A 26,599-nucleotide genomic window follows, 5' to 3' on the forward strand; every position below is an offset into this window, starting at 1 on the left:
CCCAACTTGAACAGTGCTTTTGGAAAAGGCATTTTTGTTCAATGACATGCACGCACCGGCGCGAGTGTTACCACTACATTTTTGGGTTTGGTTGAGCTTGCAGAGGCTTAGGTTCGCGGCGGCAGTTCGCTGATATTGGCCGGCAGCGCGATGCCGGTTGCCTTGAAGACATTCCCCACCTGGCCCGAAACGTGGGTGCGGGTGGTAATGACCTTGCCGTCCTTTTCGATGGTGGCTTCCTGAAGGCGATCGAGATCGTTGAGGAGCGGCTGCCATTCGGGCTGCAGGCCCTTTTCCTGACACAAGCGGGTCAGTTCCTTGGCCAGCGTCAGAGCGAGGAACGAGACAAACACATGGCCGCGGATAGCGGCATCGGACTGATGGAAGATGGGACGGGTATCGAAGCTCGCCTTGGCGACGCGGAACAGGGCCTCGACCTGAAGCAAATCACGGTAGCGGATGACGGCCTGTAGCGGAGTGATCCTGGCATTGGTGCGCAGCACGCTGATGCCGTCGTAGCGCGCCTCGTCGGCAAGCTTGCCCATGTCGATCTCGAAGGTCTTGCCGCTGGCCTTGAGATAGCGGCGATAGGCCGAGTTGCCGACCAGGGCCTTGTCGCCCTTCTTCAACTGGGTCTGGAGGCCATCGATGATCGCTTGCCGGTCGGCCTTGTCCTTCCTTGCCTCAGCTTCGTTGAGCGTGACGACGTAGCGCTGGGCATCTGCGCCTTTGCCAACGCGCACTTCCTTGACCCACAGCTGGGTGTCTCCTGCCTGTCGCTCGAGGACCAGGGGTACCATCGGAGCAGTGTCGGCAAGCACGACATCGCGGATGACGTTGCTGGTGCGCTCTCGCGCACCCAGGATGTATTCCATCCCCAGCTCTTCAAGGGCGGCGATCGTACCGGCACTGATCATGCCGCGGTCGGCCACGACGCACGAGCGGGTTATCCCAAAGCGGGTACGCAGGCGCGTGACGATGGGCATGAGCACCTTCACGTCGGCCGTGTTGCCCGGGACCATCTCGGTGCAGATCGGACGCCCCTCGGCGTCGATCACCACGGCCAGGATCATCTGGGCAAGCTCGGGCCGGTGGTCCTTGGAATGACCACGCCGACCCAGCGTGTCGCCGCCTGCACCGTAGAACGAGAGCGACGTCGTATCCATGAACACCAGGCTGAGATCAGTGAACAGGTCCCGCCGGCGATCGAACAGCTTCTCCTCGATCACGTCCTTCACACAGCGAGGTGCCAATGCGCCTTCTGCCTTCTCCTCGATCTCCTCGCCGAGCCAGGCCATGGCGCGATAGAAGTGATGGAGGGCAAGATCCTCGCTGCCGTCGATGGCGTAGCTCTCCATCCAGTCCAGGCAGGCTCGGTCCGAGCCTGAGACGAACAGGCGGTGCAGTGTAGCGACAAATACGGCGCGCTCCACGGCAAAGCCGAACTGGCGCCCTTCCAGCACCTCTTCCAATACAGCATCGATGCCAAGCCGCTGCCACAGGCGCCCGAACAGCAACGGGCCTCCGATCCTGCGGGCTACGATCCGGCCTGCATCGATATCGGACAGAATGATGCTGCGCTCTGCGTGACGTGCGATCGAGGCGGCCAGTCTGTCGAGTTCGCCACTTGCGGCCAGCGCATCCTTGCGGCCCAGAGCCTTGATCGTGCGCTGGCGGACAGTTTTGCCCTCGCGCACGCTCTCGACCAGGTAAAGATAGCGGTGGCCGCGCGCGACTCGTTCGACGACATACATGGCCAGGTTGTTACTGCCTGTACTCGTAAAGATAAACCAAACGGCCAGTTACAGGCAAAATGTTGTTAGCACATCCGGTTTTGCCCCCAAACCCACGCCTAGCAAAATCAAATACTTACCAGCTCGCGTTCCCTGCGTGTTCCGCCGGCACTGTTCAACTTGGGACATGACGCGCTTCGACGCACTCAAACTATCCTTGGTCCTGGCTTCGTCCTGGACCGCCTGCGCGGTGGCGCAGGAACCGCAGATCGCGCAGGAGCCGCAGTCCGAGGAGGGCACGGCGATCATCGTCACCGGAACGCGCGCCGTGGGGATGCAGGCTGCCGAAGCCGCCGCGCCCGTGCAGGTACTGAGCCAGGAAGCGATCAGCCATGTCGGCCAGCCCAACCTCAACCAGGTGCTGACCCAGATCGTCCCGAGCTTTACGGCGCAGACGCAAGGCACCGACCTTTCCAGCTTCTCGCTCTCGGCGCGGCTGCGCGGGTTGTCGCCCAACCACACGCTGATCCTCGTCAACGGCAAGCGCCGTCACGGCAACGGCATACTCCAGGTCATCTCCGGCGCGTTCCAAGGGTCGGCGGCACCGAGCATCGACCTGATCCCACCCGACTCCGTCTCTCGCGTCGAAGTGCTTCAGGAAGGTGCCGCCGCCGTCTACGGCACCGACGCCATCGCGGGCGTCATCAACTTCATCCTCAAGGACCAGAGCGAGGGCGGCAGCTTCAAGGTTACGGGCGGCCAGCATTATGACAGCGAAGGCGAATTGTTTTCGGCATCGGGCAATATCGGCACGAAACTGGGCGAGGACGGCTTTTTCAACCTGACGCTGTTCCATCGGCGGCAGGATTATACGACCGTAGGGAAGGGCCAGGTTCAGGTGACGCGGCCGGACGGGACGCTTCAGCCCAATGCACCCGCGCAATGGTCGAACCTTGCAGGGGACGCGCTGGCCGGGATCAACGGCGGCCAGCCGCGCACGAAACTGTCGGTCGCCTTCTACAATATGGGCTATGATTTCGGCGGGGTCGAACTCTACAGCTTCGGCGACTATGCGCGCCGCGAAGGCTGGGCGAAGCAGGGTTACCGCCATCCCAAGCGCATCTGCTACGAAACCGGCAATCTGGGCGGCGGCATCACGCCTGCGGCCTATAACCCCAATATCTGCTACAGCGACACCGGCATCAACGGCATGGTCCCGCTCCAGCATGTGATCGAGGATGAATATAGCTTCACGGTCGGGGCCAAGGGCGAATTCGGCGGCGGATGGAATTTCGACGTCAGCGCCACCTATGGCGATCAGGTCGACAAGATCTGGACCGAAAAGTCGGCCCATCGGGAATTGTGGCAGGAAAGCTATGCCGCCGCCCTGCGCGGCATCGGCACGCCCAACACGCCCGACAAGGCCTATGACGGCGGGTTCAAGCTGACGCAGACCACCGTCACTGCCGACATCCGCAAGGAATTCGACGCGGGCATGGTCAACCCGGTCACCTTCGCGTTCGGCGGCGAATATCGGCGCGACACTTACGAAATCATGCAGGGCGATTTCGCGTCGACCTACAAGACGGGCGTTCAGTCCTTCCCCGGATACAAGGCGAGCGATGCGGGAGATTTCAGGCGCAGTTCGCGCGCGGGCTATCTCAACCTTATCGCAGAGCCGGTCGACGGGTGGAGCGTCGACCTTGCCGGCCGGTACGAGGACTATACCGATTTCGGCGACACGCTGATCTGGAAGGCGACGACCCGCTACGACTTCTCGCCCGCCTTTGCGATCCGCGGCACGGCGAGCACGGGCTTCCGCGCGCCGACTCTGGCCGAACAGCATTATTCGACGATCAACGTCGGCCCGACCAGTGCCGTTGCGCAGTTGCCCCCCGGCACGCCTGCCGCCGCCCTGCTCGGCTTCGGGTCGCTGCGTCCTGAAAAGTCGAAGAATTTCTCGGCCGGTTTCGTCTTCCGTCCGGTCCCCAAGCTGGCCGTCACGGTCGATGGCTATCTCATCAAGATCAAGGATCGCATCACCGGCACGGCATCGCGCAACGCCGTCATCAACGGCGCGGTGCAGCCGGGCGCGGCGGCGATCTTCGACGCGCTGGCGGCGGCGGGCATCGTGCTCGACAGCGAATTGCAGCGCAGCGGCACGGTGGGCATTTCCAGCTTCACCAACGGCATCGACACGCGCACCTGGGGCATCGATTTTTCGGCGAGCTATCCGGTGGCGCTGAACTTCGGTTCGTTGAACCTGTCGCTGACGGCGAACTACAATAAGACGAAGATCACCGACAACAAGGTCGGCTATCCGCTGTTCAACGCCGCATCAGAGAGCAATATCGAGCGGGCCAATCCGGACTACAAGGTCGTCGCAGGCGTCCTGTTCAAGAGCGGGGGCTTCACGCTCAACCTGCGTGAAACCTTTTATGGCAAGACCAGCATATTGGTGCGCCCGGCATTCCAGTCGCTGGCGGCGGGTCGCGTGACCGTGGTGCCGAGCGGCGGCTTCATCATCGCCGACGGCGCGCCGGGATCGGGCCTTGCCAATACCGAGAACCTCTATTTCAACGGCGTGGTCAAGGCGACGGCGATCACCGATCTGGAGGCGGGATACGACTTCAACGACCATGTCACTTTCTCGGTCGGCGCGAACAACCTGTTCAACCAGAAGCCCGACATCCCCAAGCTGCTTCAGGGCGTGACCGTGCCCGTGGGCGTGTCGCCCTACGTCAATGGCGCTGGCGCCTACAGCGCGTCCTACGGCCACGGGCCCTACGGCACGTCGGGCGGCTATTATTACGCGCGGATCGACTTCAAGTTCTGACGCGCTGACACGATCCGGGGCCGGTCCTTTGACGGATCGGCCCCGAATTCATGGGGGGAGAAGGGCCGCGATGCAGTCTGTCGTTTCGCGCCGGGCCGTGATGCGGGGGACGCTGGGCGCGGCCAGCGCGGCGGCGATCGGCCCGGCGGCAAGGGCCGCTCCCACCCCGCTTCCCGACAGGGCGAGCTTTGCCGCGACGCCGGTCGCCTATCTCGACAATGCGTCGACCCATCCGATCAGCCTCGCCGCGCGTTCAGCGATGGACGCCTATGTCGCGGCGCGCACCCTGGACCCGGCAGCCGTCACGCGCCGCCCCCTGGATCGCGCCGCGACCGTCGCCAAATTCGCCGCCTTGGTCAACGCCGCGCCCGACGAAGTCACATGGACCCCCTCCACCACGGCAGGCGAGCAAAGCGTCCTGCGTGCACTCGGCCTTCCGCACCGGGGCGGGCGGATCGTCACCGATACGCTGCACTTCTACGCCGCATTCCCAATGTATCAGGAACTCGCCCGTCAAGGCGTCGATGTCGCATGGGTGAAGGCGCGGGACGGTCGCATCGACCCCGACGACATGGCAAGCGCGATCCGACCGGGGACGCGGTTGGTCAGCCTGTCGCTGGTTTCCACCTACAACGGGTTCCAGCACGATCTCAAGGCCGTGTGCGACATCGCGCATCGGGCGGGCGCGTTGGTCTATGCCGACATCATCCACGCAGCGGGCGCCGTGCCGGTCGACCTTCATGGCAGCGGCGTCGATTTCGCCGCCTGTGCCAGCTATAAATGGCTGATGGGGGACTTCGGTCTCGGCTTCCTCTATGCGCGGCGCGGCGTGGTGGACGCGCTGCCGGTCGCAGATTTTGGCTATTACGGTGTCGCCGCGCCGGACGCGCCGCCGGGCATCGGCCTGTCCCCACCCCTTACCCACATCTACCCGATGGACCCGCCCGGCGACGCGCCCACCAGCTATGCCAGAAGGCAAGGCGCGCTCGGCCATTTCGGCACCGGCACCTACGCACAGGCGGTGCTGGCGGCGATCGATTGCGGCCTCGACTATATCGCGGCCCTGGGTGTCCCCGCGATCCAGCAACATGCGCAGCAACTGGTCGGAGCGATGCGCGAGGGGGTGCGCCATAAGGGCTATCGCATCGCGACCCCGGAAGAAGCGCGCACGCCGTTGCTGACCGTGCTGCTGCCCGACGCGAAGGCGCGGCTCGCCGAACCGCTGGCGCGCGCGCAGGTTCGGCTGTCGCTGCACGACCATCATTTCCGCGTATCGCCATCGGTGTTCAACGATATGACCGATGTGGAGCGGCTGCTCGCCGCGCTGCCCCGCGCCTGAACTGGAGAAGACCTCGCATGAAACGCCTTATCTCCGCTGCCCTGCTGATCTCAGCCGTCCCGCTCGGCGCGCAGCCTGCGCCTGCGCCGCAAACGCTGCCTGCGACGCTGCCCTTCTCGCCCGCCGTGCGGGTTGGCGACACGCTCTATCTGTCGGGGCAGATCGGACAGGTGCCAGAGGGTATGGACCGGCACAAGGACGGGTTCGACGCAGCGGTGCGCGGTGCGATGGATGCCATCGGGCGCATTCTCAAGGATCAGGGCCTTGCCTTTGGCGATGTCGTCAAATGTACGGTGATGCTGGACGACATGGCGGACTGGCCGCGTTTCAATGCCGCCTATCTTCCCTATTTCGCGGGGAAGCGCCTGCCCGCGCGCAGCGCGTTCGGCGCGGACGGCCTGGCGATGGGCGCCCCGCTGGAAGTGGAGTGCATCGCCGCGTTTCGATGATGCGCTAAATCGGCGTCGCTTCCCGCACGATCAGGACCGGAACGCCGTCGCGAACGGGGAAGGCAAGCCCGGCGATATCGGACAGGAGCGCGCTGCGCTGTGCGTCCCAGCGCAACGGGCCGCGCGTCAGCGGGCACACCAGCTTTTCGAGCAGCCACGGATCGACGGGCGGCGGAGCGGCGGCGATGATTTCGCTCATTGCATGGTCGCGCCGCCGTCGCGTTCGATGCGCCCGACGATCTGCATGAGCTGGATGATCCGTTCCGACCGGTCGGACAGGCTGTCCGCCTCCAGCAAAGTCTGCTTGGCGGCAGGGTCGAAGGGCGCGATCTGGGCGATGCCGTTCACGAGCGCGGTGTCGTCGAGACGCGACACCGCCGTCCAGTCGACCACATAGCCCAGTGCATCGGCAAAGCGGCGGGATTCCTGTTCCAGCGCGGCACGTTCGACGGCGGCGAGGGATTCGTCCTCCTGCGGAGCCTGTTCGACATCGGCCTCGACCTGGCGGAACTGCGTCGAGACGGGCAGTTCGCGCATCACGCGGAATCGGGCGAGGCCAGTGAGGATGATGTTGAAGCGCCCGTCTTCCAACGCTTCGATATGGCTGACATGGCCAAGGCAGCCCATGTCGAAGAGCGGCGGCACCGGCCCTGCCCCGCGCGGCTGGATCATGCCGATGCGGCGGTCGCGCGCCATCGCATCGTGGATCAATGCCCGGTAGCGCGGCTCGAAGATATGAAGCGGCAACTCCATACCCGGCAGAAGCAGCGCACCGGACAGCGGAAAGATCGAGACGCGAGCGAGCGGCATGGGCGTTACGAAAACAGGATCTGGGACAGCCTGCGCCGCTGGCCCGCCACCCATGGGTCTTCCAGACCGACCGCCTCGAAGATGGTGAGCAGCTGGCTCTTGGCCGCGCCGTCATTCCATTCTCGGTCGCGACGCACGATGTCCAGCAAGGCGTCCGCCGCGCCGTCCCGGTCGCCATTGGCCATGAGGCCGTTGGCCAGTTCGAACCGGGCGTCATGGTCGTCAGGGTTGGCCGCAACCTTCGCCTCGATGCCTGAAAGGTCGGCAACGGGCCGAACGTCGCGGGCGAGCGCGATGGCGGCCCGGGCCTGATCGATCGCGGCGTGATGGGCGGCATCGGGGGCAAGCGCGGCCAGCGCGGCTTCCGCTTCGTCCAGCTGTCCCAGCGCCACCAGCGCGCGGGCCTGACCGGCAACGACCTCCGGATTGTCGGGATCCATTTCAGCGATCTGGGCAAAGATCGAGAGCGCGCGATCCGCCTCGCCGCCCGCCAGCAGTTCCTCGCCCATGGCGATGAGCGGCGCGATCTCCTGCGCCAGCGCCTTTTCATCCGATTCGATAGGGAGCTGTGCCAGAATCTGGTCGAGATATTGCCGCAGCTGTCCTTCTGTGCGGGCCTGGCTCAGGTCCGCGACAGGCTGTCCCTGGAAGACGGCATAGACGGTCGGGATCGACTGGACACGAAATTGGCTGGCGATGAAACCGTTATCGTCGACATTGACCTTGACCAGCTTGACGCCCTTGGACGCATATTCCTCGCACACCTTTTCGATGACGGGCGCGAGCTGCTTGCAGGGGCCGCACCATTCGGCCCAGAAATCGACGACGACCAGACTGGTGCGCGACGGCTCCACCACGTCGCGGCGGAATTCCTCCACCGCCGCCTTTTCGGTTTCGCTCAGTCCCAGGGTCGCCACGCTTTTCTTCTCCTGATGTCGCTGCGGATCGATCCGCCCTTAGATCGCCATATGGGGCGCGTCCCCCTGCGGGCGCAAGATGAGCCTTAAGGGCGGCGGCCTTCAAAGGAAATATTTGAGGCGGATGTCCTGTTCCACCGCCGATCCCGCAATGGCGAAGCTGGCCGAACGGAAACTGGGCGCACCGAAGTGCAGCGCGGGATTGCGCGAAAAACCGACGCCTTCGCGCGGAATTCCGGCAAAGGTATCGAGCCGGCCATTGTTGTTTTCATCGTGGATGATGGCGATGGCATATTGGCCGGGCGTCAACATGCCGAGCGGGATCTGTCCGCTTTTGGCGGGCACGGCGAAGGATCGCTTGTCCGGGTCGTCGCTGCAATCGGGAAAATGGTCGGGGTGGCGGGTGACGCAGACCAGCACCTTACCCTTGGCCGAACGCAGGCCCAGCATGTCCATGCTGAGCGGCTGGGCGAGGTCGATGGGGGCTGCGCCCGTCAATCCCACGATCGCCGCCATCGTCAAAGGCATCGTCCTCAACCCGCCCGTCATGCCTTGCCCCCGGAAAAGTCGCCCAGCCCCCGGTCGGTCCCGCACAGGCGATCCCACACACGGAAATAAAGGCCGTAATTGCAGCGATACTGGTCGTGGTGCCGCTGGTGATGCGTGGCGGTGATGAGCCAGCCGCCCAGCGGCCCGCGCACCAGCCAGCGCGGAAACATTTCCCACCCCATATGATTGCTGACGCCCATCACCGTCATGATCGTCAGCACGACGGCCAGCGCGCCGACATGGATGGGGATGAGGAAGACGAGCGCGGGGATCGCCACCGCGCCGCTCAGCGCTTCCCACGGGTGGAAGCTCATCGCCGCCCAGGCGGTGGGCGGGCGGCTTGCGTGATGGACGGCGTGGGCGATGCGGAACAGGCGGGGTCGGTGCATCCAGCGATGCGTCCAGTAGAACCAAGTGTCGTGCGCCGCGAGATAGAGCAGCACCGACACCGGCAGATACCAAAGCGGACGGTCGGCGACGTCGCTATAGATGCGCGTCCAGCCATGCGCCTGCCATCCCCAGGCGACGATCCCCGCCGGTACGCCGTAGATGAATGCCGAGAGGAGCGACCAGCCGACTTCGCGCCCCATCTGCCCTTCGAGGCCGCGATACAGGCCGGGCTGGCGGATGCGCGTCGCCAGCGCGAAGCCGCCGCTTGCCAGAAGATAGCGCACGGCGACGATGGCGCTCATCGCCAGCGCGGACAGGAGGATGGCTGCGACCATGGAGGTCCTATAGCCCGGCTTTACCCAGGAACCAACCCGCACGGAACCAAAGGCGCGTTTCTACGTTCTGGGCCGCGCCTGACGGTAGCTGCCGAGCTGGCGCACCCATTTGGTATGGAATTCCAGTTCGGCGAGCGCACGATCCACCGCCGGGTCGCCCGGCATCCCTTCGATATCGCAAAAGAATTCCGTCGCGGCAAAGCTCGCGCCGCGCTGGTAGCTTTCCAGCTTGGTCATATTGACCCCGTTGGTCGCAAAGCCGCCCATCGCCTTGTAGAGCGCGGCGGGAATATTCTTCACCTCGAACAGGAAGGTCGTCATGACCGGGCCGATATCGGGCGCGGGCATCCGGGGTTCTTGCGCCAGGACGAGGAAGCGCGTCATATTGTCGTCGCTGTCCTCGATATTTTCCGAGATGAGGTGGAGGCCGTAGAGTTCGGCGGCCAGATAGGGCGCGATGGCCCCTTCCCCCACGATCCGGCGTTCGGCCACCAACGCAGCCGCGCCTGCTGTATCGGCATAGGCGACCGGCTGGATGCCGCGTTCGCGCAGATAATGACGGCATTGGCCCAGCGCCTGCGGATGGCTGAGCGCGCTGGAGATGAGGCCGTCGTCGGGAGCCATCAGGCAGTGACGGATGCGCAGGAAATATTCGTCGATGATCGACAGGCCCGATTCGGGCAGCAGGAAGTGCATGTCGGCGACGCGGCCATGCAGGCTGTTTTCGATCGGGATGATCGCGCGCGCCGCCTGGCCCGAACGCACGGCGTCGATCGCATCCTCGAACGCGAAGCAGGGCAAGGGCACGCAATCGGGCGCATAATCGAGCGCCGCGAGATGCGAATTAGCACCCGGCGCACCCTGATAGGCGACGGCGCGGGCCGGGTCGGCGGCGGCCCTGCGCGCGAGGTCGGCGACGATGGCGCGGGCGGGAGCGGGGTAGTTATCCATGGGCGAGTGCCGCTTAGAGTCTCGTCCCCCACCGCGCAAGCATTTGGGTTCAACCCGGCTTGCGCGCTCGCCTGTCCGCCTTTATGGCATCCGGGCAACAGGGGGCACGACCGAAAGCCGCCATCTATTGGGTAAGGGAAGTCAGGCGAGATGGGCGATCGTTTCAATACCGTGGCGGGCTGGGCTTTATTTGCGGGCATTATCGCCCTCGGCGGTGCGATCGTCAGTTCCAAATATTTCGATAGCCATCGTCCTGAAAAGATGGGCTACGCCATCGAGGGCGTGGAGGCGGAAGGCGCAGGCGCGGCCAGCGGCCCCGGCCTCAACACGCTGCTTGCCAGCGCCGATGTCGCGGCGGGCGAAAAGGTCTTCGCCAAGTGTGCCGCATGCCACACCGTCAACCAGGGCGGCGCCAACGGCATCGGCCCCAATCTCTATGCCACGGTCGGCGAAGGGATCGGCCAGGGCAAGGGCGGCTTCGCCTTCTCCGACGCGCTCAAGAGCAAGGGCGGCAACTGGACCTTCGAAAATCTCGACCACTGGCTGACCAGCCCGCGCGAATTCGCGCCGGGGACCAAGATGACCTTCGCGGGCCTTGGCAACCCCAAGGATCGCGCGAACCTGATCGCGTGGCTGAACACGCAGGGGTCCAACCTGCCGCTGCCCGCCGCCGACGCCGCCCCCGCCGAAGCGAGCGCGACCGCCGAGGGCGCTGCCGCCAACGCGACCAACGCCTCCGAAAGCGTCAAGGGCGCTGCCCCCGCCAACGCGGCGCCTGCGGGCGGCCCGGCCACCGCGCCCACCGGCAAGTAAGGGGAACCAAGCGCCCGTCCGGATCGGAAACCCGGCGGGCGATGTGTCGAAGCGGCGTGACGCCGCAGCGCGGCGCAGGGCTTCCGACGCATTCGCTGCCGCCGCCGCGACTGCCCGATTCCGTCAGGAGTGCGCGACCGGGATCAGCGGCAGGACAGGCTGTTGCCCGCCTTGCTCCATGACGCCCGGCAAGTGCGCAGGGGCCGGGAGGATGTCAGGCGCAGCGGCGCGATGCCGCCATAGCCGCACTCGACCGTCAGGGCACGACCCGCGCGATAGATGCCCGCCACGTCCCATCGTTGCGTCAGGACGCCGCCCGTCCGGTGGCTGCTGTCGGGCGCCAGGATGGCCTTGTCCTCCACCGGACCGTCATAGACCGCGACCGCATCGAGCGTCCGCCCCCGATGACGCGCGGGGCAGGCCAGAGGCGTCGCCGCTTGCGCCATCGCTGCTGCCATCACGATCCATCCGATCATCGCCCTTCCCCCTTTGCCTGACCGCCGCTTTCCCTCTATCAGACAGGCCATCCCGCCGTCCATCGTCGCAAGGACCAGTGTAGCCCATGACCCCCGAGCATCTTCTCGTCTCCAGCTGCGCGCCCATGCTGCGCAGCCTTTCGACCTGGCTGGACAAGGCGGGGGCGGCGGGCGGCGACGCGCTGCTTTCCGCCCGGCTCGCGCCCGACATGTTCCCGTTGGCGACGCAGGTCCGCTTCGCCTGCGTCCAGCCGCGCGAGGGGATGCACCGGCTGGCGGGAGAGGAATTTTCCCCCGACCTGATCGCCCTGCTGGACGAGGCGCGCGACGGGGGCGACCGGCCCGGCACCCTGGACGATGCCCGCGCCCGGATCGCCGAGACGCTGGCGCTGATCGACGGCTTTGCGGGCAAGGCCGGGGCCGATCCCGAAAGGCCCATCGCCCATGCGCTGCCCATCGGCACGACCTTCGACCTCACCGCCACGCAATATGTGCGCGACTGGGTGCTGGCGCAGTTCTATTTTCACGTCATGACGACCTACGCGATCCTGCGGGCCAACGGCGTGCCGCTGGGCAAGGGCGATTATGTCGCGCATCTGCTGCCTTTCCTTCGGCCCGCACCCGCCGCGACGGCCTGACGCGGGGCATCTTCCCCCGCGCCCCGAATCCCGATAAAGGCCGCCGATGACTCCGACGCCCGCGCCCATCAGCCGCTCGCTCTTCTTCTTTTCGATCTTCTACGGCGGCATGGTCTGCATCGCAGGGGTGCTGGGGAACAAGCAGGTCGCGCTGGGGCCGCTCGCTGGGCTGGGGCCGATGGTGGGGCTGGGACCGCTGGCGGTGGAAGCGGGCATCTTTGCCTTCCTGCTGCTGGTGACGATTTCCAGCGCGGTCGCCGAACTGCACGGGCGCGCGGTCGCGACCCGGCTGGTGCAGATCGGCTTCCTGCCGCTGATCGCGTCGATCCTGCTGTCCATCGTCGTGCTGGCGGCGCCGGCGGCGGGCGACATGGACCCCAAGCGGGCCGAAGCCTTTGCCATGATGATGGGGGGCACGCCGCGCATCTGGGCGGGCGGGATCGTCGCCTACGGCATTTCGCAGACGCTCAACGTCACGCTGTTCGCCGCGTTGAAGGGGCGCGAGGGCAGCCGGTTGCTGTGGCTGCGAGCGGCGCTGGCGAGCATGCTGTCGCAGATCGTGGACACGCTGCTGTTCGTCAGCATCGCCTTCTACGGCGTCTTTCCCATCGGCGAACTGCTGCTGGGGCAGATGCTGGCGAAGGTCGTGCTGTCCGCCCTGTTGGTGCCGCCCATCATCTATCTGCTGGTGGCGCTGGGGCGGCGGCTGGACGGGGTTAACGCGACAGCGAAGTAGACAGTCGAACGATATATGCGCATATATCCTTCGTTAGCTAACTAACGATAGGAAAGGGGCGTCGCCGCGCTTGCGGCCCCGGCGTTATGGCCGTATGCGCGCGCGCATGACCAGCAACAACGCCCCCGATCCCGCCCTGCTCGCCAAGGCCGAAGTCCTCGTCGAAGCGCTGCCCTATATGCAGCGTTATGCGGGCAGGACTTTCGTCGTCAAATATGGCGGCCACGCGATGGGAGACCCCGAAGCCGCGCGCGACTTTGCCGAGGACGTGGTGCTGATGAAAGCGGTCGGCATCAATGTCGTCGTCGTCCATGGCGGCGGGCCGCAGATCGGCGCGATGCTGAAGAAACTGGGCGTGGAATCGCAGTTCGTGGGCGGCCTGCGCGTCACCGACGCCGAAACCGCCAAGATCGCTGAAATGGTGCTGGCCGGGTCCATCAACAAGGAAATCGTAGGCTGGATCGCCGGCGCTGGCGGACGCGCGGTCGGCATTTCGGGCAAGGACGGCGGTCTTGTCGTGTGCGAAAAGGTGCTGGGCAAGCGGGAAGCCGATCCCAACAGCGGGATCGAGCGCAATGTCGACCTGGGCTTCGTGGGCGATCCGGTGTCGGTCGACCGCTCTATCCTCGACACGCTGAGCCGCGACGGCATCATCCCGGTCGTCGCGCCCGTGGGCATCGGCGCGGACGGTCACACATATAATGTCAACGCCGACACGATGGCGGGTGCCATCGCGGCGGAGTTGAAGGCGTCGCGCTTCTTCCTGCTGACCGATGTCGCAGGCGTGCTCGACAAGCAGGGCGAATTGATGACCGACCTCGACCCTGTCGCCATCGCCACGCTGGAAGGCGACGGCACGATCAGCGGCGGCATGATCCCCAAGCTGGAAACCTGCGTGCGCGCGGTGGAGGGCGGCGTCGATGCGGCGGTGATCCTGGATGGGCGGGTGCCCCATGCAATGCTGCTGGAAATCTTTACCGACAGGGGCGCGGGCACGCTGGTGCGCAAGTAGGACGCTTTTAGAGCGCCGAACGACAAGGAAAGGGGAAATCGAACCGTGCCGAACGGGCGGGACCGGGACCGGTCTTGCACGGTCAACCGGCGCTGGCTATCGTCCAGTCGGGTCGAAGCTATTTTCCCATGAAATCGCCGTTCCGGTCTTTTCCTGGGCAATATTGCTTTAGAAATAAATCCATTTCTTGAGATGATAACATGCAAGAAAAGTTCGTTCTGGCGAGGGATGCTATCGATTTTCTCGAATTGCATGCGATCGAACCGACCGAGGTTAATTTTTCCTTTGGCATGGCCGTGTGCGACGGTGTCCATCCGGACCTCAACCGCGCCATTGCCGAGGAGATCGACGGAGGCTTGCGCCTGACGGCCGATAAGGTTTCATATCTGATCGACCGATATCTGGGCGCCCCCGCCTCCGCCGCGCTCGCCAGCCGGGAAAGGGCGGTGGTCCAGCAAAGCACCCAATTGGGCGAACTGACCCACGACGCCCACGACCTGACTGTCACGCTGCGCAACGACGTGTCCACGATGGCGAGCGAAGCGGGGCAATGGCCGCAATCGGACGGCATCGTGCAGCGGCTGGACCGGGCGGAGACCGAGCTTGCGAGGCTGCGGCGCGACTTCCTGACCCTGTACGAGGAAATCAAGCAGATCCACGCGCGCGATTCGGAAGATCGCGCGGCGCGCCACGAGGAGGAGCGCGTCCAGCTGGCGCAGATCATCGACGTGGAAAAGGCCAAGGGGCGGACCTTCGTCCTGATCCTGTTTCGCGTGGACGACATGGAGGAAATCCGGCGCGCCCACGGCGATGCCGTGGTCGGCAACGTGCTCAAGGCGTTCCGTGCGAACATCGCTACCGCGTTCGACGACCAATGCACGATCGTTCCGCTCGACCAGGAATTCGCCGTGATCGTCGGCAACAAGGCGGCGTCTGTCGCGCGCGACGAAGCGGAATCGGCGGTGTCCGCCTTTGCGATGCGGCGGTTCAAGCTGCGGGGCACCGGGGAGTGGATCGGCAGGGTCACAGCGTCGGGCGGCCTGGCCGTATCGACCCACGACGACGGCGACATCCTGATCGCGGCACAGGAACGACTGTCGGCGGCGGCAATGGACGGGGGCGACCGCGTCGGCTACTGAGTGCGGGACGACGGTTCGCGTCGGCGGGCATCGGACGCCGCTTGTCGCCGGCCCTCCCCCTCGGCTAGAGCGTGACGAACGCCTTTAACGGAGAGCCTTGTGGCCTACGCGCTTTATCAGATCATCGTCATTCTGCTGGATGTCCTGTGGTGGATCATCATCATCCAGGCGATCGTAAGCTGGCTGATCGCGTTCAACGTCATCAACACCGGCAATGATTTCGTGCGCACGGTGCTGATCGCGCTCGATCGGATGACGGCGCCGATCTACAACCCGATCCGGCGCGTGCTGCCCGACCTCGGCGCGCTCGACCTGTCGCCGATGGTCGTGCTGCTCGCCATCCTCATCATCCGGCAGGCGATCCTGCCGCCGCTCTTCGGCCTGGTGTGAGTGCATGGCGGCAGGACGGGCCTGACCTGCTGCTGAACATCCGCCTGACGCCGGGATCGGCGCGCGAGGCGATAGGCGGCGCATGGCGGGATGCGAACGAGGCGCTGTGGATCGGAGCGCGCGTGCGCGCCGTGCCGGAAAAGGGCAAGGCGAACGGCGCGCTGATCGCGTTGATCGCGGACCGGCTGGATTGGCCGCGCCGCGCGATTTTGCTGGAATCGGGCGACACCAACCGTCTAAAGCGGCTGCGGATCATCGGTGGGGGCGATGGGCTCGCGCGGTTCCGTCCCCTTTTGAACGCATGGGTGCAAGCGACATGACGATCGGCAAGATCATCGACGGAAAAGCCTTCGCAGCCCGGCTGCGCGATACGGTGGCCGAAGGCGTCGCCGCCTTCGTGGCGCAGGCGGGCCGCAAGCCTGGCCTTGCGGTCGTGCTGGTGGGCGAGGACCCGGCCAGCAGCGTCTATGTCCGTTCCAAGGGCAAGATGACGGTCGCGGTCGGCATGGAAAGCTTCGAGTTCAAACGCCCCGACAGCATCGGCGAGGACGACCTGCTCGACCTGATCGAGGAACTGAACCAGGACGAGCGGGTGGACGGCATCCTCGTCCAGTTGCCGTTGCCCGCCCATATCGACGAGGCGAAGGTGATCGCCGCCATCGATCCCGCCAAGGACGTGGACGGGTTCCATGTGGTGAATGCGGGGCGGCTCGCCACCGGGCAGGAGGCGCTGGTCCCCTGCACGCCGATGGGCTGCATCATGCTGCTGAAGGACGAACTGGGCGACCTGTCGGGGCTGGAGGCGGTGATCGTCGGGCGATCCAACATCGTGGGCAAGCCCATGGCGCAGCTGCTGCTGGCGCAGAACGCCACCGTCACCGTCGCGCACAGCCGCACCCGCGACCTTGCCAGCGTGGTCCATCGCGCCGACATCGTCGTGGCGGCGGTCGGTCGGGCGGAAATGGTGAAGGGCGAATGGATCAAGCCGGGCGCGACGGTCATCGACGTCGGCATCAACCGCGTGGCCGATGGCGAGGACGGCAAGAGCCGGATCGTGGGCGACGTTGCCACCGCCGAAGCGCTGGCCCATGTCCGCGCGATCACGCCGGTGCCCGGCGGCGTGGGGCCGATGACCATCGCGGTGCTGCTGCGCAACACGCTGGTCGCCGCCCATGCCCGGGCGGGGCTGGCAAAGCCGGAGGGGTTGTGAGGCGGGCCGCGCTCCTCGCGCTGGCGGCGGGCGCGCTGGTCGCGGCGAAACCGCCGATGCGCTACCAGCCCGACCCCAGCAGCGTGATCGCGGCGGAGATCGCCTTCAACCGGCTGGCGCAGGCCAAGGGACAATGGACCGCCTTTCGCGCGACCGCCGCCGACGACGCGTTGATGTTCGTGCCGCAAAAAGTGGTGGCGCGGGACTGGCTGAAGAAACAGGCCGACCCGCCCGGATCGATCAGCCGGTCGCCCGCCATCGTCTATGTGTCGTGCAACGGCAATCTGGCGGCGAGCACGGGCAGCTGGACGCGGCCCGACGGCGCGGTCGGCTATTTCACCACCGTCTGGCGGCGCGACAAAAAGGGCGCGTGGAAATGGGTGCTGGACCATCGCGACACGCTGGAGCAGGCCCGGCCCGCGCCCGATGTGCTGACCGGCAAGGTTGCGACCTGCAAGCGCGGCGCACGCCCCGAAGGACCGCCGCCCCCCGCCCCCGGCACGAAGCGAGGCGCCATGCCGCCGCCGCCGCCCGACGAGAGCCTGTTGTGGAGCGCGGAGGTGGAGCCGGACAATGCGCGGCGCGTCACCGTGCGCATGTGGACGGGGCAGGATTATGAAACGGTGATCGACGACCGGGTGAAAGCGCCATGATCGCACTGTTCCTGTCCGCCTTCGTGACGCTGTTCGTCGTCATCGATCCGCCCGGCTGCGCGCCGATCTACGCCAGCCTGACCAACGGCGCGAGCCAGGCGCAGCGGCGCGCGATGGCGATCCGCGCGGTCGGCATCGCTGCTGCGATCCTGCTGATCTTCGCGCTTTGGGGCAAGCAGCTGCTGGGCGTGCTCGGCATCCAGCTCGACAGCTTCCGCATCGCGGGCGGCATCATGCTTTTCATCATCGCGATGGACATGGTGTTCGAAAAGCGGACCCAGCGACGCGAGGACCGGGCGCAGAAGATCGTCGACACGCCCGAGGTGGAGGATGTGTCGGTTTTCCCCATGGCGATGCCGATGATCGCGGGGCCGGGATCGATCGCGACGGTCATGCTGCTGATGTCGCGCGCCAGCGGCCTGGCCGAACGCGGCGTGGTGGTGGGCGCGGTGGTGCTGACGCTGGCGCTGATGCTGGGGGCGCTGCTGGCCGCCGGGCCGATCATGGCGCTGCTGGGCGCAAAGATCGAGGCGGTCATCACCCGGTTGCTGGGCGTGCTGCTGGCCGCGCTGGCGGCACAGTTCGTGATCGACGGGCTGAAGGCGAGCTTCTGACGGAACGGGGCGGGCGCCATGCCCCGCCCCGCCCTGCTTCGTTTCCTGTCAGCTGCGCGTATCGGCTTCGGTGACCGGCGCGATCTTGATTTCGACGCGGCGGTTGGCCGCCTTGCCCTCTTCGGTCGCGTTGGAAGCGATCGGCTGGGTTTCGCCGAACCCGCGCGTCGCAATGCGGGCCGACTGCACGCCCTGCCGCACCAGATAGTCCGCCACCGCCTGCGCGCGACGTTCCGAAAGCGTCTGGTTGTAAGCGTCGCTGCCGTCGCTGTCGGTATGGCCGTACACGTCGATATAGGTCTTGGGATATTGTGACAGCACCGACGCCACGTCGTTCAGCGTCGGCTGGAACTGCGGCTGCACGTCCGACCGGTTAAAGGCGAAGGTGATGCCCGAGGGCATCCGCAGCAGCAGATTGTCGCCGTCGCGAATCACGTCGACGCCGGTGCCCGCCGTATCTTCGCGCAGCTTGCGTTCCTGCGCATCCATGTAGGCGCCGATGCCCGCGCCCGCGACCGCGCCGATGCCCGCGCCCAGGATCTTTTCGGTGCGGTCGCGCCGCCCGCCGACCAGATCGCCCAGCAGATAACCGCCCAGCGCGCCGCCAAGGCCGCCGATCGCAGCCTTCGACACGCGGCGCTCTCCGGTGTCGGGATCGGTGGTGCAGGCGGTGGTGGCGAGCATCGCGGCAAGGCCGGCGGCGCACATCAGGCGGTGGGTGATCTTCATGATTAGGCACATCCCTTGATTCTTCGACTGCCTTCAAAAAGGCGGAGCCGGACGCTTTGTTCCACCATCGAACTGAACTGCCGCTGACTGACGGTGACGGCGATGTTGTGAAAAGGAAGAAATTGGGGTTATAGGGTTTCCCTGACCGACATGGCCACGATCCCCCCTCCCCAAGTCACGCCCTTTCCCTGGGTCGATCTCATCATCATCCTTGTGCTGGTGGCGCTGAACGGCGTCTTCGCGATGTCCGAACTGGCCGTGGTGTCGGCGCGGCGGCCCCGGCTTCAGGCGATGGAAAAGGCGGGGCGCAAGGGCGCGCGCGCCGCGCTGGCGCTGGCGGCCGATCCGGGTAAGTTCCTGTCGACCGTCCAGATCGGCATCACGCTGATCGGCATCGGCACCGGCGCCTATTCGGGCGCCAGCCTGGGCGGGCCGGTGGGCGAGCGGCTGGCGATGCTGGGCATGAGCGATCATCTGGCGCAGACGCTGGGCTTCGCACTCGTCATCGGCCTTACCACCTATGCCTCTCTGATCGTGGGCGAGCTGGTGCCCAAGCAGTTCGCGTTGCGAGCGCCCGAGCCTATCGCCAGCCTCGTCGCGTCGCCGATGATGGTGCTGGCCAAGGTCACGGCGCCCATCGTGTGGGTGCTCGATGCGTCGAGCAGCCTCATCTTCAAGCTGCTGGGGCTGGCGCGCGAATCGGAAAGCCATGTGACGGCGGAGGAACTGCACCTGATCGTCGCCGAGGCCAGCCGGTCGGGCATCATCGAGGAAAGCGAGCGCGCGATCATATCGGGCGTCGTGCGCCTGGCCGACCGCCCGGTGCGCGAGGTGATGACGCAGCGCATGGATGTCGACTGGATCGACATCGGCGCGGACGAGGAAACGATCCGCGCCAAGCTGCTGGCGACACCGCACACCCGCCTGCCGGTGGGACGCGGTTCGGTCGAGGATATTATCGGCATCGTGCAGGCGCGCGACATCATGACCGCACTGTTCCGGGGGGAAGGGTTGAATCTGAGCGCGCTGATGCGCCGGGTCGATGTCGTCCCCGACCAGGTCGATGCGATGGATACGCTGGAAGTGCTGCGCAAGTCCGACGTGCCGATGGTGATGGTGCATGACGAATATGGCCATTTCGAAGGGATCGTGACGCCCGCCGACCTTTTGTCCGCCATCGCGGGGCATTTCGCGTCGGACCGCGACGCCTACGACGAACCGGACGTGGTGGAGCGCGAGGACGGCAGCCTGCTGGTTTCGGGCCAGATGGCCATCGACAAGCTGGCCGAGCGGATCGACATCGACCTGTCGGATGACCGCGACTATGCGACGGTCGCGGGCCATGCCCTGTGGCTGCTGCGCCGCCTGCCCGAAGTCGGCGACTATGCCGAGGATCAGGGATGGCGGTTCGAGATCGTGGACATGGACGGGCGCAAGATCGACAAGCTGCTGGTGGCGGCGGTCTGAACGCGGACGAGGCGCTCGCCGCGCTGGCGGAACGGCTGCTGGCAAGGGGCGAGCCATTGGCGGTGCTGGGCATCGCGGGCGCGCAGGGAAGCGGCAAGTCGACGCTGGCGGAACGATTGCACGCACGGATGACGGCGCGGGGCGTCGCCTGCGCTCTTCTGTCCATCGACGATCTGTATCGGACCCGGGCTGAGCGGGAAGCGCTGGGCGCGCTCGTCCATCCGCTGCTGCGCACGCGCGGGGTGCCGGGTACGCATGACGTGATGCTGGGGATGCGCACCGTCGATGCGCTGGCGCGCGGCGAGGCGGTGGCGCTGCCCCGGTTCGACAAGAGCGCCGACGACCGGATGCCGCGCGCACGATGGGATATGGCGGCGGCGGGCACGCGGCTGCTGGTCCTGGAGGGCTGGTGCGTGGGCGCGCGGGCGCAGGCGGATGCGGCGCTGACACGACCGGTCAACGCGCTGGAGGCGAGCGAGGATGCCGACGGTCGCTGGCGCGCCTATGTGAATGAGGCGCTGGCGGGCGAATATCGCGCGCTGTTCGACCGGATCGACGCGCTCGCCTTCCTCGCCGCGCCCGATTTCGCGGTGGTGGAACGCTGGCGGAACGAGCAGGAGGAGACGTTGCGCGCAGCAGGCGGCGCGGGCGTGATGAGCCCGGCGCAGGTGGCGCGCTTCATCCGCCATTATGAGCGGCTGACGCGGCACATGCTGGCAGAGATGCCGGGCCGCGCGGACCTGACGATCCGTCTGCGCGCCGACCGGTCGGTCGCGGCGATCAGCCCGTTTTCGTCACCATCCGGTGCTTGAGCCCCATCGCCTGCGCCAGATTGCGCAGCCGTCGGTCGACCGCTTCGCCGTAAAGATCGGCATCGGCATCGTCGAGGCGAAGGGTGATGCGGTCATCCTCCCGCTCCAGCCGTGACAGGTCGAGCGGACCTTCGACCCCGCCGGACAGACGCTGGGCGAGGCGGATGGCGAGCCCCCAGAGCGCGGCGCGGCGCAGCAGTTCGGGCCGGGCGATGCGGTCGAGGTCTGGCGGGGACGACAGGCCGCCGCCGAAATGGCTGTGCAGCGCCTGCCCCAGCATCGCACGTTCGACCACGCTGATGCCGACCCAGTTGCTGTGCAGCGCGACTTCCACCCCGCGTTCGGCACGAAAATCGGGATTGGCGCGCCAACTGACATCGGCGAGCAGGCAGGCGGCCCGGCGGATGCGGGCCATGTCGGGCGCATCGTCCGGGAACAGCGGCGCGATCCAGCGGTCGATGCGATTGCCATGGCCGCGAAACCGGGCCTGCGCTTCCCCTTCCGCTTCCGCCGCGACCAGCAGCGGGTCCTGCGCGCGCCAGTCGGGCGGCAACGCTTCGTAAAGCAGCCCTTCGCGCAGGCCGTAGGCGGACACGACGAGGCAGCTCGACTTCAACTGCCGCACCACGACCGACAGCAGCGCCGCGGCATCGGGAAGCGTCGGCACGCGCGATCCGGTCATCGCGGGAATGAGCTTCAGCCGCGCCTTGTCGACATGACTGACGATGCGGGTGAGCTGTTCGGCCCTGGCGGCGGTCATCTCATACTGATGGACCACCGGTAGCGGGAAATGCGTGATCTGCATGTCGAAGCGGGCGAGCGCACGCCACGACCCGCCAACCATGTAGAATGGAAGGCCCGGTTCGGGCGCCCACCCCGCCTTGCCCAGCATCTTGACGACGCTGCGTTCCAGCGCGCGCGGTCCCTTGGCGCGAATCTGCGGCAGGCGAAGGACACCCAGGGGCAGCGAGATGGTCTGTTCCACCGCACTGTTGCGGATGCGCGCCAGTTCCAGACTGCCGCCGCCCAAGTCACCGACGATGCCGTCCGCCTGCGGGATGCCCGACAATACGCCCATTGCGGCGCCGATCGCTTCCTGCGCGCCCGACAGCAAGTCGACCGTGAGGCCCATCTCCCTGGCGCGGGCGATGAAGTCCGGTCCGTTGGTGGCGTCGCGCACCGCCGCCGTCGCGACGCAACGTATGTCGCCGACCTTCATCGCACGGCACAGGCGCGCGAACCGGGCCACGGCGCGCAGGCCGCGCTCCATCGCCTCCGGCTCGATGGCGCCGGTCTTCGCCAGCGACGCGCCGAGGCCCGCCATGATCTTTTCATTGAAGAGCGTAAAGGGGATGCGCGGCGGCCCGTCGTAGACGACGAGGCGCACGCTGTTCGACCCGATGTCGATGATCGCCGTGCGGGCGTGCGCCGGATCGGTCGCATGCGCCACCAGTTCGGCGGCGTCGCGCAGGCGGCGGAGCATGGAGTTCATGGGATCAGGCCCGCCCGCGCAGCCGGAGCGTGGGGACCGCTTCGTTGTCGAATGCCGCGCCGCGCCCGGACAGAGACGGGTTGGTCATGAAGTAACGGTGCAGGTTGAAGGGCTTTTCGCCCGCCTCCACGCGGCTGTAATGGCCGTGCGCGTCGAGCGTCCAGCTTTGTTCGGTGTCGATGAGGTTGGCCACCATCACCTGGTCGACGATCTGGTCATGCACGGTCGGGTTTTCCAAAGGAGCCATGAACTCGACGCGGCGGTCGAAGTTGCGCGGCATCCAGTCGGCCGAACTGATATAGACGATGGCGCCGTTGTTGGGCAGCGCCTTGCCGTTGCCGAAGATCGCGATGCGGCTATGCTCCAGAAAGCGGCCGACGACCGATTTGACCCGGATATTGTCGGACATGCCCGGAACGCCGGGACGCAGGCAGCAGATGCCGCGCACGATGAGGTCGATCTGAACCCCCGCATTGCTGGCCGCATAGAGCCGTTCGATGATCGCGGGATCGACGAGGCTGTTCATCTTGGCCCAGATGGTACCGGGCCGACCGGCGCGGGCATGGTCGATTTCCGCGTCGATGCGGGCGCACAGGGTGTTGCGCAGGTCGCGGGGCGACATCACCAGCTTTTCGAGATGCTCGGGCTCCACATAGCCGGTGATGTAGTTGAAGAGCGCGGCGGCATCGCGACCGTAGGCAGGGGCGGCGGTGAAGAAGCTGAGGTCGGTATAGATGCGGGCGGTCACCGGATGATAGTTTCCGGTGCCGAAATGGCAGTAGGTGCGGAACTGCTCGCCTTCGCGCCGGACGACCATCGACACCTTGGCATGCGTCTTCCAGTCGATGAAGCCGTAGACCACCTGGACGCCCGCGCGTTCGAGCGCGTCGGCCCAGAGCAGATTCTGTTCCTCGTCGAACCGCGCCTTCAGTTCGACCACGGCGGTGACGGACTTGCCCGCTTCGGCAGCGTCGATCAGCGCGCGGATGATCGCCGACTGCTTGCCCGCGCGGTAGAGCGTCTGCTTGATCGCCACCACATCGGGATCGGACGCCGCCTGTTTCAGGAAGGAGACGACGACATCGAACGCCTCATAAGGGTGATGGACGACGATGTCCTTCGCCCGGATCGCGGCGAAACAGTCGCTGCCATATTCGCGGATGCGTTCGGGAAAGCGCGGGACATAGGGTTCGAACTTGAGGTCGGGGCGGTCTTCCTCGACGATGCCGGACAGGTCGCCGATGCCGATGAAGCCTTCCACCTCCTCGACGATGGCGTCGTGGCCCTGGAGCATGTCCTGGAGCATGTCCTCGACCGGTTCGGGAATGCGTTCCTCGATCTCCATGCGGATCACGCGGCCCCGGCGGCGGCGCTTGATGGCGCTGCGGAAATAGCGGACGAGGTCTTCGGCCTCTTCCTCGATTTCGATGTCGCTGTCGCGGATGATGCGGAACACGCCGCTGTTGCGCACCCGGTAGCCGGGAAACAGATCGGCGGAGAAACGGCGGATCACCGCTTCCAGCGCCATGTAGCGCGCCGGATCGCCCGGCACGCGCACGAAGCGGGCGAGCGAGGGCGGGATCATCACCAGTTCGCGGATCGGCTGCTTGTCCGACAGGCGCTCCAGATCGAAGACGATCGAAAGACCCTGATTGGGGATGAAGGGAAAGGGATGCGCGGGGTCGAGCGCCTGCGGCGTCAAGATCGGAAAGATCTGGGTCAGGAAATGATTGCGCAGCCAGTCGGCGCAGTCCGCGTCCATATCCGCCGACGGGCCGATCACCTCGATCCCCACCTCCGCCAGTTCGCCATGCACCGCCGCCCAGACGCGCTGCTGCGCCGCCATGAGATGAGCGGTCGCTTCGGTGATCCCGGCCAGCTGCTGCGCGGGCGTGAGGCCGTCCGCCGAGCGCAGGTCCACGTCCTGGATCTGCTGCCCCTTGAGCCCGGCGACGCGCACGGAAAAAAATTCGTCCAGGTTCGCGCCCGAGATGGAGAGGAAGCGCAGCCGTTCGAGTAGAGGATGCGCGCGATTCATCGCCTCCTCCAAAACCCGCTGGTTGAACGCCAGCCACGACAGTTCGCGATTGAAATACCGCGCTTCTGCCGGGGCAAGGCTGGCGGAGGGATCGGCTTCGGCCACGGATTACTCGCGTTGGTGGGTGGAAGGATCGTGCGGGACTATAGGCAGAAAGCCGACGCTTTGCAGAGCCTCTTTCGCCATTGGGAGCGAAATCTTACGGCCAGATGACAGCGCGGCGCGATCCAGCAGGCGGGCGGCATCCTCGATCGCGGCATAGCTGCGCTCCACCCGGCGGAGCAGCCAGTCCGGCAAGTCGGGTGAATAGCCCGCGCCCGCGCGGTCGAGATGACGGCAGACGAGCGCGCGGGCGAGCGGCTCGTCGGGCTGGGCGATGGCGACGTGGGGCGCGGCCGCGAGGCGCGAGCGCAGATCGGGTAGCGCGACCGGCCAGCGTTCGGGCGGCAGGTCGCCCACCAGCAACAGCGGGCGGCGCGCGGTCTGGGCGTCGTTCCAGGCGTGGAAAAGGTCGCGGTCGGACCGCTCCTGAGCGTCGTCGATCACCTCCCCCTCGCTCATCGCGGCGAACAGGCGCGCGAGCGTCGAACGGCCCGAGCGGGGCGGCCCGGTCAGCACGCTGACGCCCAGCGGCCAGTCGCGCCAGCTTTCCAGATGGCGGGCGGCGATGCGGTTGGCGTCGCTGACCAGGAAATCCCCGTCCTGTCTTTCCCCATGCCAGTCGAAGGGCAGGCTGATCTGGCTCATTGCGCGGGCGCGGACGCTCTTCTGCCGATGCGCAGCGTGGTGCCGGAGGCGGAGATCTGATAGCCGCGCGCCTGCAACCCGGCGCGCAGCATGTCGGCGCTGCCTTCGAAACTGACCTGCATCACCGACGTGCCGCCTAGCGCGAGGCTGCTCGTCCCGGCGGACCGGACGCCGGGCACGGCGCGCACCGCCGCCTCCGCCGCGCCGACCGACGCGACATCGGGCGTCTCGAACTGGATGGTGAAGCCGGTGGCTGCGGACGCGCCGGGCGCGGGCACGTCCACCGCCTCGATCGGGGCGTCGGCGGCGTTTTCGATTCCGAGCGCGTCGGTATCCACCGGCTCCTCGATGATGAGCGAGGGGTCGGGGCGCAGGCGTCCGTCATTGAGCGCGCGGATATAGAGTTCGTCGATCCGCCGCGCGCCTTCGTCCAGCATCTGCGGAATGCCGCCGTCGTTGGAGGCGCGCAGCTGGAGGGTGCCGATCAGCGTGTCGTCGGGACCGTAGCGCGCGGTGAAGGTGCCGGTGACGGGACCGCCGGGATAGCTGCGTTCGAGCCGCGCGATGGGGACCACCACGTCCGCCGCACCATATTGGTCGAGCAGCACGCGCCACCACAGCCGCCCGCGCCGTCCCGTCTGCCCGGCATTGAGCAGGATCGGGTCGGCGATGGACCCGGCGACGCGGACATAGTCGATGGCGCTGTCCCCGGTGCGATAGCGCGCCCACGCCTTCTGCCATTCGTTGGTCCGCTCGTAGGAGACGGCGCTGCCGCCGTCCCACAACACCGGGATGACCAGCAGCGGCGGGGAGCGCATGACATTGCCCGATACGCCCAGCAGCGCGCCCGTGCGTGCCCGGTCGAACAGGACGCCGAGCGTCGCGACATAGCGGGTCGGGCCGACCTGCTCCGCCTCGATCTCGACGCCCGAGATCATCGATTCCAGCTGCGAATCGGACAGGGCGGGCACGCCGCCGCCGCCATGGGTGCGGGTCCAGAGCATCCGCCATGCCTGCCGCTGCGCCAGCCGCCAACCGGCATAGCGAGCGCTGGCGGCATCCTTGCCCACAACGTCGACCTTGACCCCGCGCACTTCGAAATCGCCGCCGCTGGCAATGGGGGGCACACCGCGTTCCCCCTCCATCTGGGCGACGAGCGTCGCCGCCGCCAGCCCCAGGACCACCGCGATCAGGATCTGCACCGGACGCGACAGCGCCCGCAGCAACGCGCGGGGCGACAGGCGGGCAAGGGACAAAGGGAGGGTCACGCGCGCCCTTTTGGCGGGAAACGGCGGCCCTGCCAAGCCTTCCCGTTTTTACCCGC

Annotated in this window: 28 protein-coding genes; 15 read left to right on the plus strand and 13 right to left on the minus strand. The window is 66.5% G+C overall.

Annotated features, from left to right (window positions below; all coding sequences use genetic code 11):
* Positions 1-107: 107 nt before the first annotated feature.
* Positions 108-1,754 (minus strand): IS1634 family transposase, encoded by a 1,647-nt coding sequence (locus tag DI606_RS06845; RefSeq protein ID WP_099234654.1) that lies wholly within the window; start codon positions 1,752-1,754, stop codon positions 108-110.
* Positions 1,755-1,920: 166 nt separating this feature from the next.
* Here DI606_RS06845 and DI606_RS06850 point away from each other — a divergent pair, with 166 nt between their 5' ends.
* The 3 genes from DI606_RS06850 to DI606_RS06860 all read left to right on the plus strand — a co-directional run bounded on the left by DI606_RS06850 (position 1,921) and on the right by DI606_RS06860 (position 6,357).
* Positions 1,921-4,569, plus strand: a complete 2,649-nt coding sequence (locus tag DI606_RS06850; protein ID WP_293980852.1) for a TonB-dependent receptor — start codon at positions 1,921-1,923, stop codon at positions 4,567-4,569.
* A gap of 70 nt (positions 4,570-4,639) precedes the next feature.
* Positions 4,640-5,908 (plus strand): aminotransferase class V-fold PLP-dependent enzyme, encoded by a 1,269-nt coding sequence (locus DI606_RS06855; protein WP_293980853.1) that lies wholly within the window; start codon positions 4,640-4,642, stop codon positions 5,906-5,908.
* 17 nt (positions 5,909-5,925) lie between these two features.
* Positions 5,926-6,357: a RidA family protein gene (locus DI606_RS06860; protein WP_293980854.1), complete on the plus strand. Its 432-nt coding sequence runs from the start codon at positions 5,926-5,928 to the stop codon at positions 6,355-6,357.
* A 4-nt stretch (positions 6,358-6,361) separates the two neighbouring features.
* Here the strand turns inward: DI606_RS06860 and DI606_RS06865 are convergent, their stop codons facing one another.
* The 6 genes from DI606_RS06865 to DI606_RS06890 all read right to left on the minus strand — a co-directional run bounded on the left by DI606_RS06865 (position 6,362) and on the right by DI606_RS06890 (position 10,309).
* On the minus strand, positions 6,362-6,556 hold the full coding sequence (locus DI606_RS06865) for a Trm112 family protein (RefSeq protein ID WP_293980855.1): 195 nt from the start codon (positions 6,554-6,556) through the stop codon (positions 6,362-6,364).
* Positions 6,553-7,167 carry an LON peptidase substrate-binding domain-containing protein gene (locus DI606_RS06870; RefSeq protein WP_293980857.1) on the minus strand — a complete coding sequence of 205 codons (615 nt, stop codon included), beginning with the start codon at positions 7,165-7,167 and terminating at the stop codon, positions 6,553-6,555. Before DI606_RS06870 ends, DI606_RS06865 begins: the two co-directional genes overlap by 4 nt.
* A 5-nt stretch (positions 7,168-7,172) precedes the next feature.
* Positions 7,173-8,084, minus strand: coding sequence for a tetratricopeptide repeat protein (locus tag DI606_RS06875; protein WP_293980859.1), 912 nt, complete (start codon positions 8,082-8,084; stop codon positions 7,173-7,175).
* Between the two features lie 102 nt (positions 8,085-8,186).
* The gene (locus DI606_RS06880) at positions 8,187-8,633 is read right to left on the minus strand and encodes a DUF2141 domain-containing protein (protein WP_293980860.1); all 447 of its coding nucleotides are present in this window, start codon (positions 8,631-8,633) and stop codon (positions 8,187-8,189) included.
* Complete coding sequence (locus tag DI606_RS06885; RefSeq protein WP_293980861.1) at positions 8,630-9,358, minus strand: sterol desaturase family protein; 729 nt, start codon at positions 9,356-9,358, stop codon at positions 8,630-8,632. The genes DI606_RS06880 and DI606_RS06885 overlap by 4 nt, the downstream gene beginning before the upstream one ends.
* Positions 9,359-9,418: 60 nt before the next feature.
* A complete protein-coding gene (locus tag DI606_RS06890) occupies positions 9,419-10,309 on the minus strand; it encodes a prephenate dehydratase (RefSeq protein ID WP_293980863.1) in 891 nt (296 codons plus the stop codon).
* Between the two features lie 150 nt (positions 10,310-10,459).
* Here DI606_RS06890 and DI606_RS06895 point away from each other — a divergent pair, with 150 nt between their 5' ends.
* On the plus strand, positions 10,460-11,122 hold the full coding sequence (locus DI606_RS06895; protein WP_293980864.1) for a cytochrome c family protein: 663 nt from the start codon (positions 10,460-10,462) through the stop codon (positions 11,120-11,122).
* Between the two features lie 143 nt (positions 11,123-11,265).
* Here DI606_RS06895 and DI606_RS06900 read toward each other — a convergent pair whose 3' ends face one another.
* On the minus strand, positions 11,266-11,598 hold the full coding sequence (locus DI606_RS06900; protein ID WP_293980865.1) for an STY0301 family protein: 333 nt from the start codon (positions 11,596-11,598) through the stop codon (positions 11,266-11,268).
* Between the two features lie 86 nt (positions 11,599-11,684).
* Between DI606_RS06900 and DI606_RS06905 the strand changes: the two genes are divergently transcribed.
* The 9 genes from DI606_RS06905 to DI606_RS06945 all read left to right on the plus strand — a co-directional run bounded on the left by DI606_RS06905 (position 11,685) and on the right by DI606_RS06945 (position 17,990).
* Positions 11,685-12,236 (plus strand): DUF1993 family protein, encoded by a 552-nt coding sequence (locus tag DI606_RS06905; protein WP_293980867.1) that lies wholly within the window; start codon positions 11,685-11,687, stop codon positions 12,234-12,236.
* 46 nt (positions 12,237-12,282) lie between these two features.
* Entirely contained in the window at positions 12,283-12,972 is a 690-nt protein-coding gene (locus DI606_RS06910) for a queuosine precursor transporter (RefSeq protein WP_293980868.1), read from the plus strand.
* 94 nt (positions 12,973-13,066) lie between these two features.
* Entirely contained in the window at positions 13,067-13,984 is a 918-nt protein-coding gene (gene argB / locus DI606_RS06915; RefSeq protein ID WP_293980947.1) for an acetylglutamate kinase, read from the plus strand.
* A gap of 200 nt (positions 13,985-14,184) precedes the next feature.
* Complete coding sequence (locus tag DI606_RS06920; protein ID WP_293980869.1) at positions 14,185-15,123, plus strand: hypothetical protein; 939 nt, start codon at positions 14,185-14,187, stop codon at positions 15,121-15,123.
* 99 nt (positions 15,124-15,222) lie between these two features.
* Positions 15,223-15,513: a YggT family protein gene (locus DI606_RS06925; RefSeq protein WP_293980871.1), complete on the plus strand. Its 291-nt coding sequence runs from the start codon at positions 15,223-15,225 to the stop codon at positions 15,511-15,513.
* Positions 15,510-15,833: a DUF167 family protein gene (locus DI606_RS06930; protein WP_293980872.1), complete on the plus strand. Its 324-nt coding sequence runs from the start codon at positions 15,510-15,512 to the stop codon at positions 15,831-15,833. Before DI606_RS06925 ends, DI606_RS06930 begins: the two co-directional genes overlap by 4 nt.
* On the plus strand, positions 15,830-16,723 hold the full coding sequence (gene folD / locus DI606_RS06935; protein ID WP_293980873.1) for a bifunctional methylenetetrahydrofolate dehydrogenase/methenyltetrahydrofolate cyclohydrolase FolD: 894 nt from the start codon (positions 15,830-15,832) through the stop codon (positions 16,721-16,723). The genes DI606_RS06930 and folD overlap by 4 nt, the downstream gene beginning before the upstream one ends.
* Positions 16,720-17,376: a hypothetical protein gene (locus DI606_RS06940; protein ID WP_293980875.1), complete on the plus strand. Its 657-nt coding sequence runs from the start codon at positions 16,720-16,722 to the stop codon at positions 17,374-17,376. The genes folD and DI606_RS06940 overlap by 4 nt, the downstream gene beginning before the upstream one ends.
* The gene (locus DI606_RS06945) at positions 17,373-17,990 is read left to right on the plus strand and encodes a MarC family protein (protein WP_293980876.1); all 618 of its coding nucleotides are present in this window, start codon (positions 17,373-17,375) and stop codon (positions 17,988-17,990) included. The genes DI606_RS06940 and DI606_RS06945 overlap by 4 nt, the downstream gene beginning before the upstream one ends.
* Positions 17,991-18,038: 48 nt before the next feature.
* Here the strand turns inward: DI606_RS06945 and DI606_RS06950 are convergent, their stop codons facing one another.
* Positions 18,039-18,719: an OmpA family protein gene (locus tag DI606_RS06950; protein WP_293980878.1), complete on the minus strand. Its 681-nt coding sequence runs from the start codon at positions 18,717-18,719 to the stop codon at positions 18,039-18,041.
* Positions 18,720-18,869: 150 nt separating this feature from the next.
* On the opposite strand from DI606_RS06950, the gene DI606_RS06955 reads away from it, so the two are divergent.
* Positions 18,870-20,186: a hemolysin family protein gene (locus DI606_RS06955; protein ID WP_293980879.1), complete on the plus strand. Its 1,317-nt coding sequence runs from the start codon at positions 18,870-18,872 to the stop codon at positions 20,184-20,186.
* Entirely contained in the window at positions 20,120-20,998 is an 879-nt protein-coding gene (locus DI606_RS06960) for a kinase (RefSeq protein WP_293980881.1), read from the plus strand. Before DI606_RS06955 ends, DI606_RS06960 begins: the two co-directional genes overlap by 67 nt.
* Here the strand turns inward: DI606_RS06960 and DI606_RS06965 are convergent.
* Genes DI606_RS06965 through DI606_RS06980 form a run of 4 tightly spaced genes read right to left on the minus strand, consistent with a single transcriptional unit; the run spans position 20,967 to position 26,543 of the window.
* On the minus strand, positions 20,967-22,490 hold the full coding sequence (locus DI606_RS06965; protein WP_293980882.1) for a Ppx/GppA family phosphatase: 1,524 nt from the start codon (positions 22,488-22,490) through the stop codon (positions 20,967-20,969). The two genes, DI606_RS06960 and DI606_RS06965, sit on opposite strands and share 32 nt — an antisense overlap.
* A gap of 4 nt (positions 22,491-22,494) precedes the next feature.
* Positions 22,495-24,633, minus strand: a complete 2,139-nt coding sequence (locus tag DI606_RS06970) for an RNA degradosome polyphosphate kinase (protein ID WP_293980884.1) — start codon at positions 24,631-24,633, stop codon at positions 22,495-22,497.
* 3 nt (positions 24,634-24,636) lie between these two features.
* The gene (locus tag DI606_RS06975) at positions 24,637-25,275 is read right to left on the minus strand and encodes a chromosomal replication initiator DnaA (protein ID WP_293980885.1); all 639 of its coding nucleotides are present in this window, start codon (positions 25,273-25,275) and stop codon (positions 24,637-24,639) included.
* On the minus strand, positions 25,272-26,543 hold the full coding sequence (locus DI606_RS06980; RefSeq protein WP_293980886.1) for a heavy-metal-associated domain-containing protein: 1,272 nt from the start codon (positions 26,541-26,543) through the stop codon (positions 25,272-25,274). Before DI606_RS06980 ends, DI606_RS06975 begins: the two co-directional genes overlap by 4 nt.
* Between the last annotated feature and the right edge of the window lie 56 nt (positions 26,544-26,599).

Source organism: Sphingobium sp., assembly GCF_003248505.1.
GTDB lineage: Bacteria > Pseudomonadota > Alphaproteobacteria > Sphingomonadales > Sphingomonadaceae > Sphingobium.

Coding starts and splice junctions, on each gene's coding strand:
- DI606_RS06860 (WP_293980854.1), top strand. CDS start 5,926: ATGAAACGCCTTATCTCCGCTGCCCTGCTGATCTCAGCCGTCCCGCTC.
- DI606_RS06920 (WP_293980869.1), top strand. CDS start 14,185: ATGCAAGAAAAGTTCGTTCTGGCGAGGGATGCTATCGATTTTCTCGAA.
- DI606_RS06950 (WP_293980878.1), bottom strand. CDS start 18,719: ATGAAGATCACCCACCGCCTGATGTGCGCCGCCGGCCTTGCCGCGATG.
- DI606_RS06960 (WP_293980881.1), top strand. CDS start 20,120: ATGGCGGTTCGAGATCGTGGACATGGACGGGCGCAAGATCGACAAGCT.
- DI606_RS06975 (WP_293980885.1), bottom strand. CDS start 25,275: ATGAGCCAGATCAGCCTGCCCTTCGACTGGCATGGGGAAAGACAGGAC.
- DI606_RS06845 (WP_099234654.1), bottom strand. CDS start 1,754: ATGTATGTCGTCGAACGAGTCGCGCGCGGCCACCGCTATCTTTACCTG.
- DI606_RS06855 (WP_293980853.1), top strand. CDS start 4,640: ATGCAGTCTGTCGTTTCGCGCCGGGCCGTGATGCGGGGGACGCTGGGC.
- DI606_RS06880 (WP_293980860.1), bottom strand. CDS start 8,633: ATGACGGGCGGGTTGAGGACGATGCCTTTGACGATGGCGGCGATCGTG.
- DI606_RS06850 (WP_293980852.1), top strand. CDS start 1,921: ATGACGCGCTTCGACGCACTCAAACTATCCTTGGTCCTGGCTTCGTCC.
- folD (WP_293980873.1), top strand. CDS start 15,830: ATGACGATCGGCAAGATCATCGACGGAAAAGCCTTCGCAGCCCGGCTG.
- DI606_RS06885 (WP_293980861.1), bottom strand. CDS start 9,358: ATGGTCGCAGCCATCCTCCTGTCCGCGCTGGCGATGAGCGCCATCGTC.
- DI606_RS06945 (WP_293980876.1), top strand. CDS start 17,373: ATGATCGCACTGTTCCTGTCCGCCTTCGTGACGCTGTTCGTCGTCATC.
- DI606_RS06965 (WP_293980882.1), bottom strand. CDS start 22,490: ATGAACTCCATGCTCCGCCGCCTGCGCGACGCCGCCGAACTGGTGGCG.
- DI606_RS06865 (WP_293980855.1), bottom strand. CDS start 6,556: ATGAGCGAAATCATCGCCGCCGCTCCGCCGCCCGTCGATCCGTGGCTG.
- DI606_RS06905 (WP_293980867.1), top strand. CDS start 11,685: ATGACCCCCGAGCATCTTCTCGTCTCCAGCTGCGCGCCCATGCTGCGC.
- DI606_RS06910 (WP_293980868.1), top strand. CDS start 12,283: ATGACTCCGACGCCCGCGCCCATCAGCCGCTCGCTCTTCTTCTTTTCG.
- DI606_RS06955 (WP_293980879.1), top strand. CDS start 18,870: ATGGCCACGATCCCCCCTCCCCAAGTCACGCCCTTTCCCTGGGTCGAT.
- argB (WP_293980947.1), top strand. CDS start 13,067: ATGCGCGCGCGCATGACCAGCAACAACGCCCCCGATCCCGCCCTGCTC.
- DI606_RS06900 (WP_293980865.1), bottom strand. CDS start 11,598: ATGATCGGATGGATCGTGATGGCAGCAGCGATGGCGCAAGCGGCGACG.
- DI606_RS06890 (WP_293980863.1), bottom strand. CDS start 10,309: ATGGATAACTACCCCGCTCCCGCCCGCGCCATCGTCGCCGACCTCGCG.
- DI606_RS06895 (WP_293980864.1), top strand. CDS start 10,460: ATGGGCGATCGTTTCAATACCGTGGCGGGCTGGGCTTTATTTGCGGGC.
- DI606_RS06870 (WP_293980857.1), bottom strand. CDS start 7,167: ATGCCGCTCGCTCGCGTCTCGATCTTTCCGCTGTCCGGTGCGCTGCTT.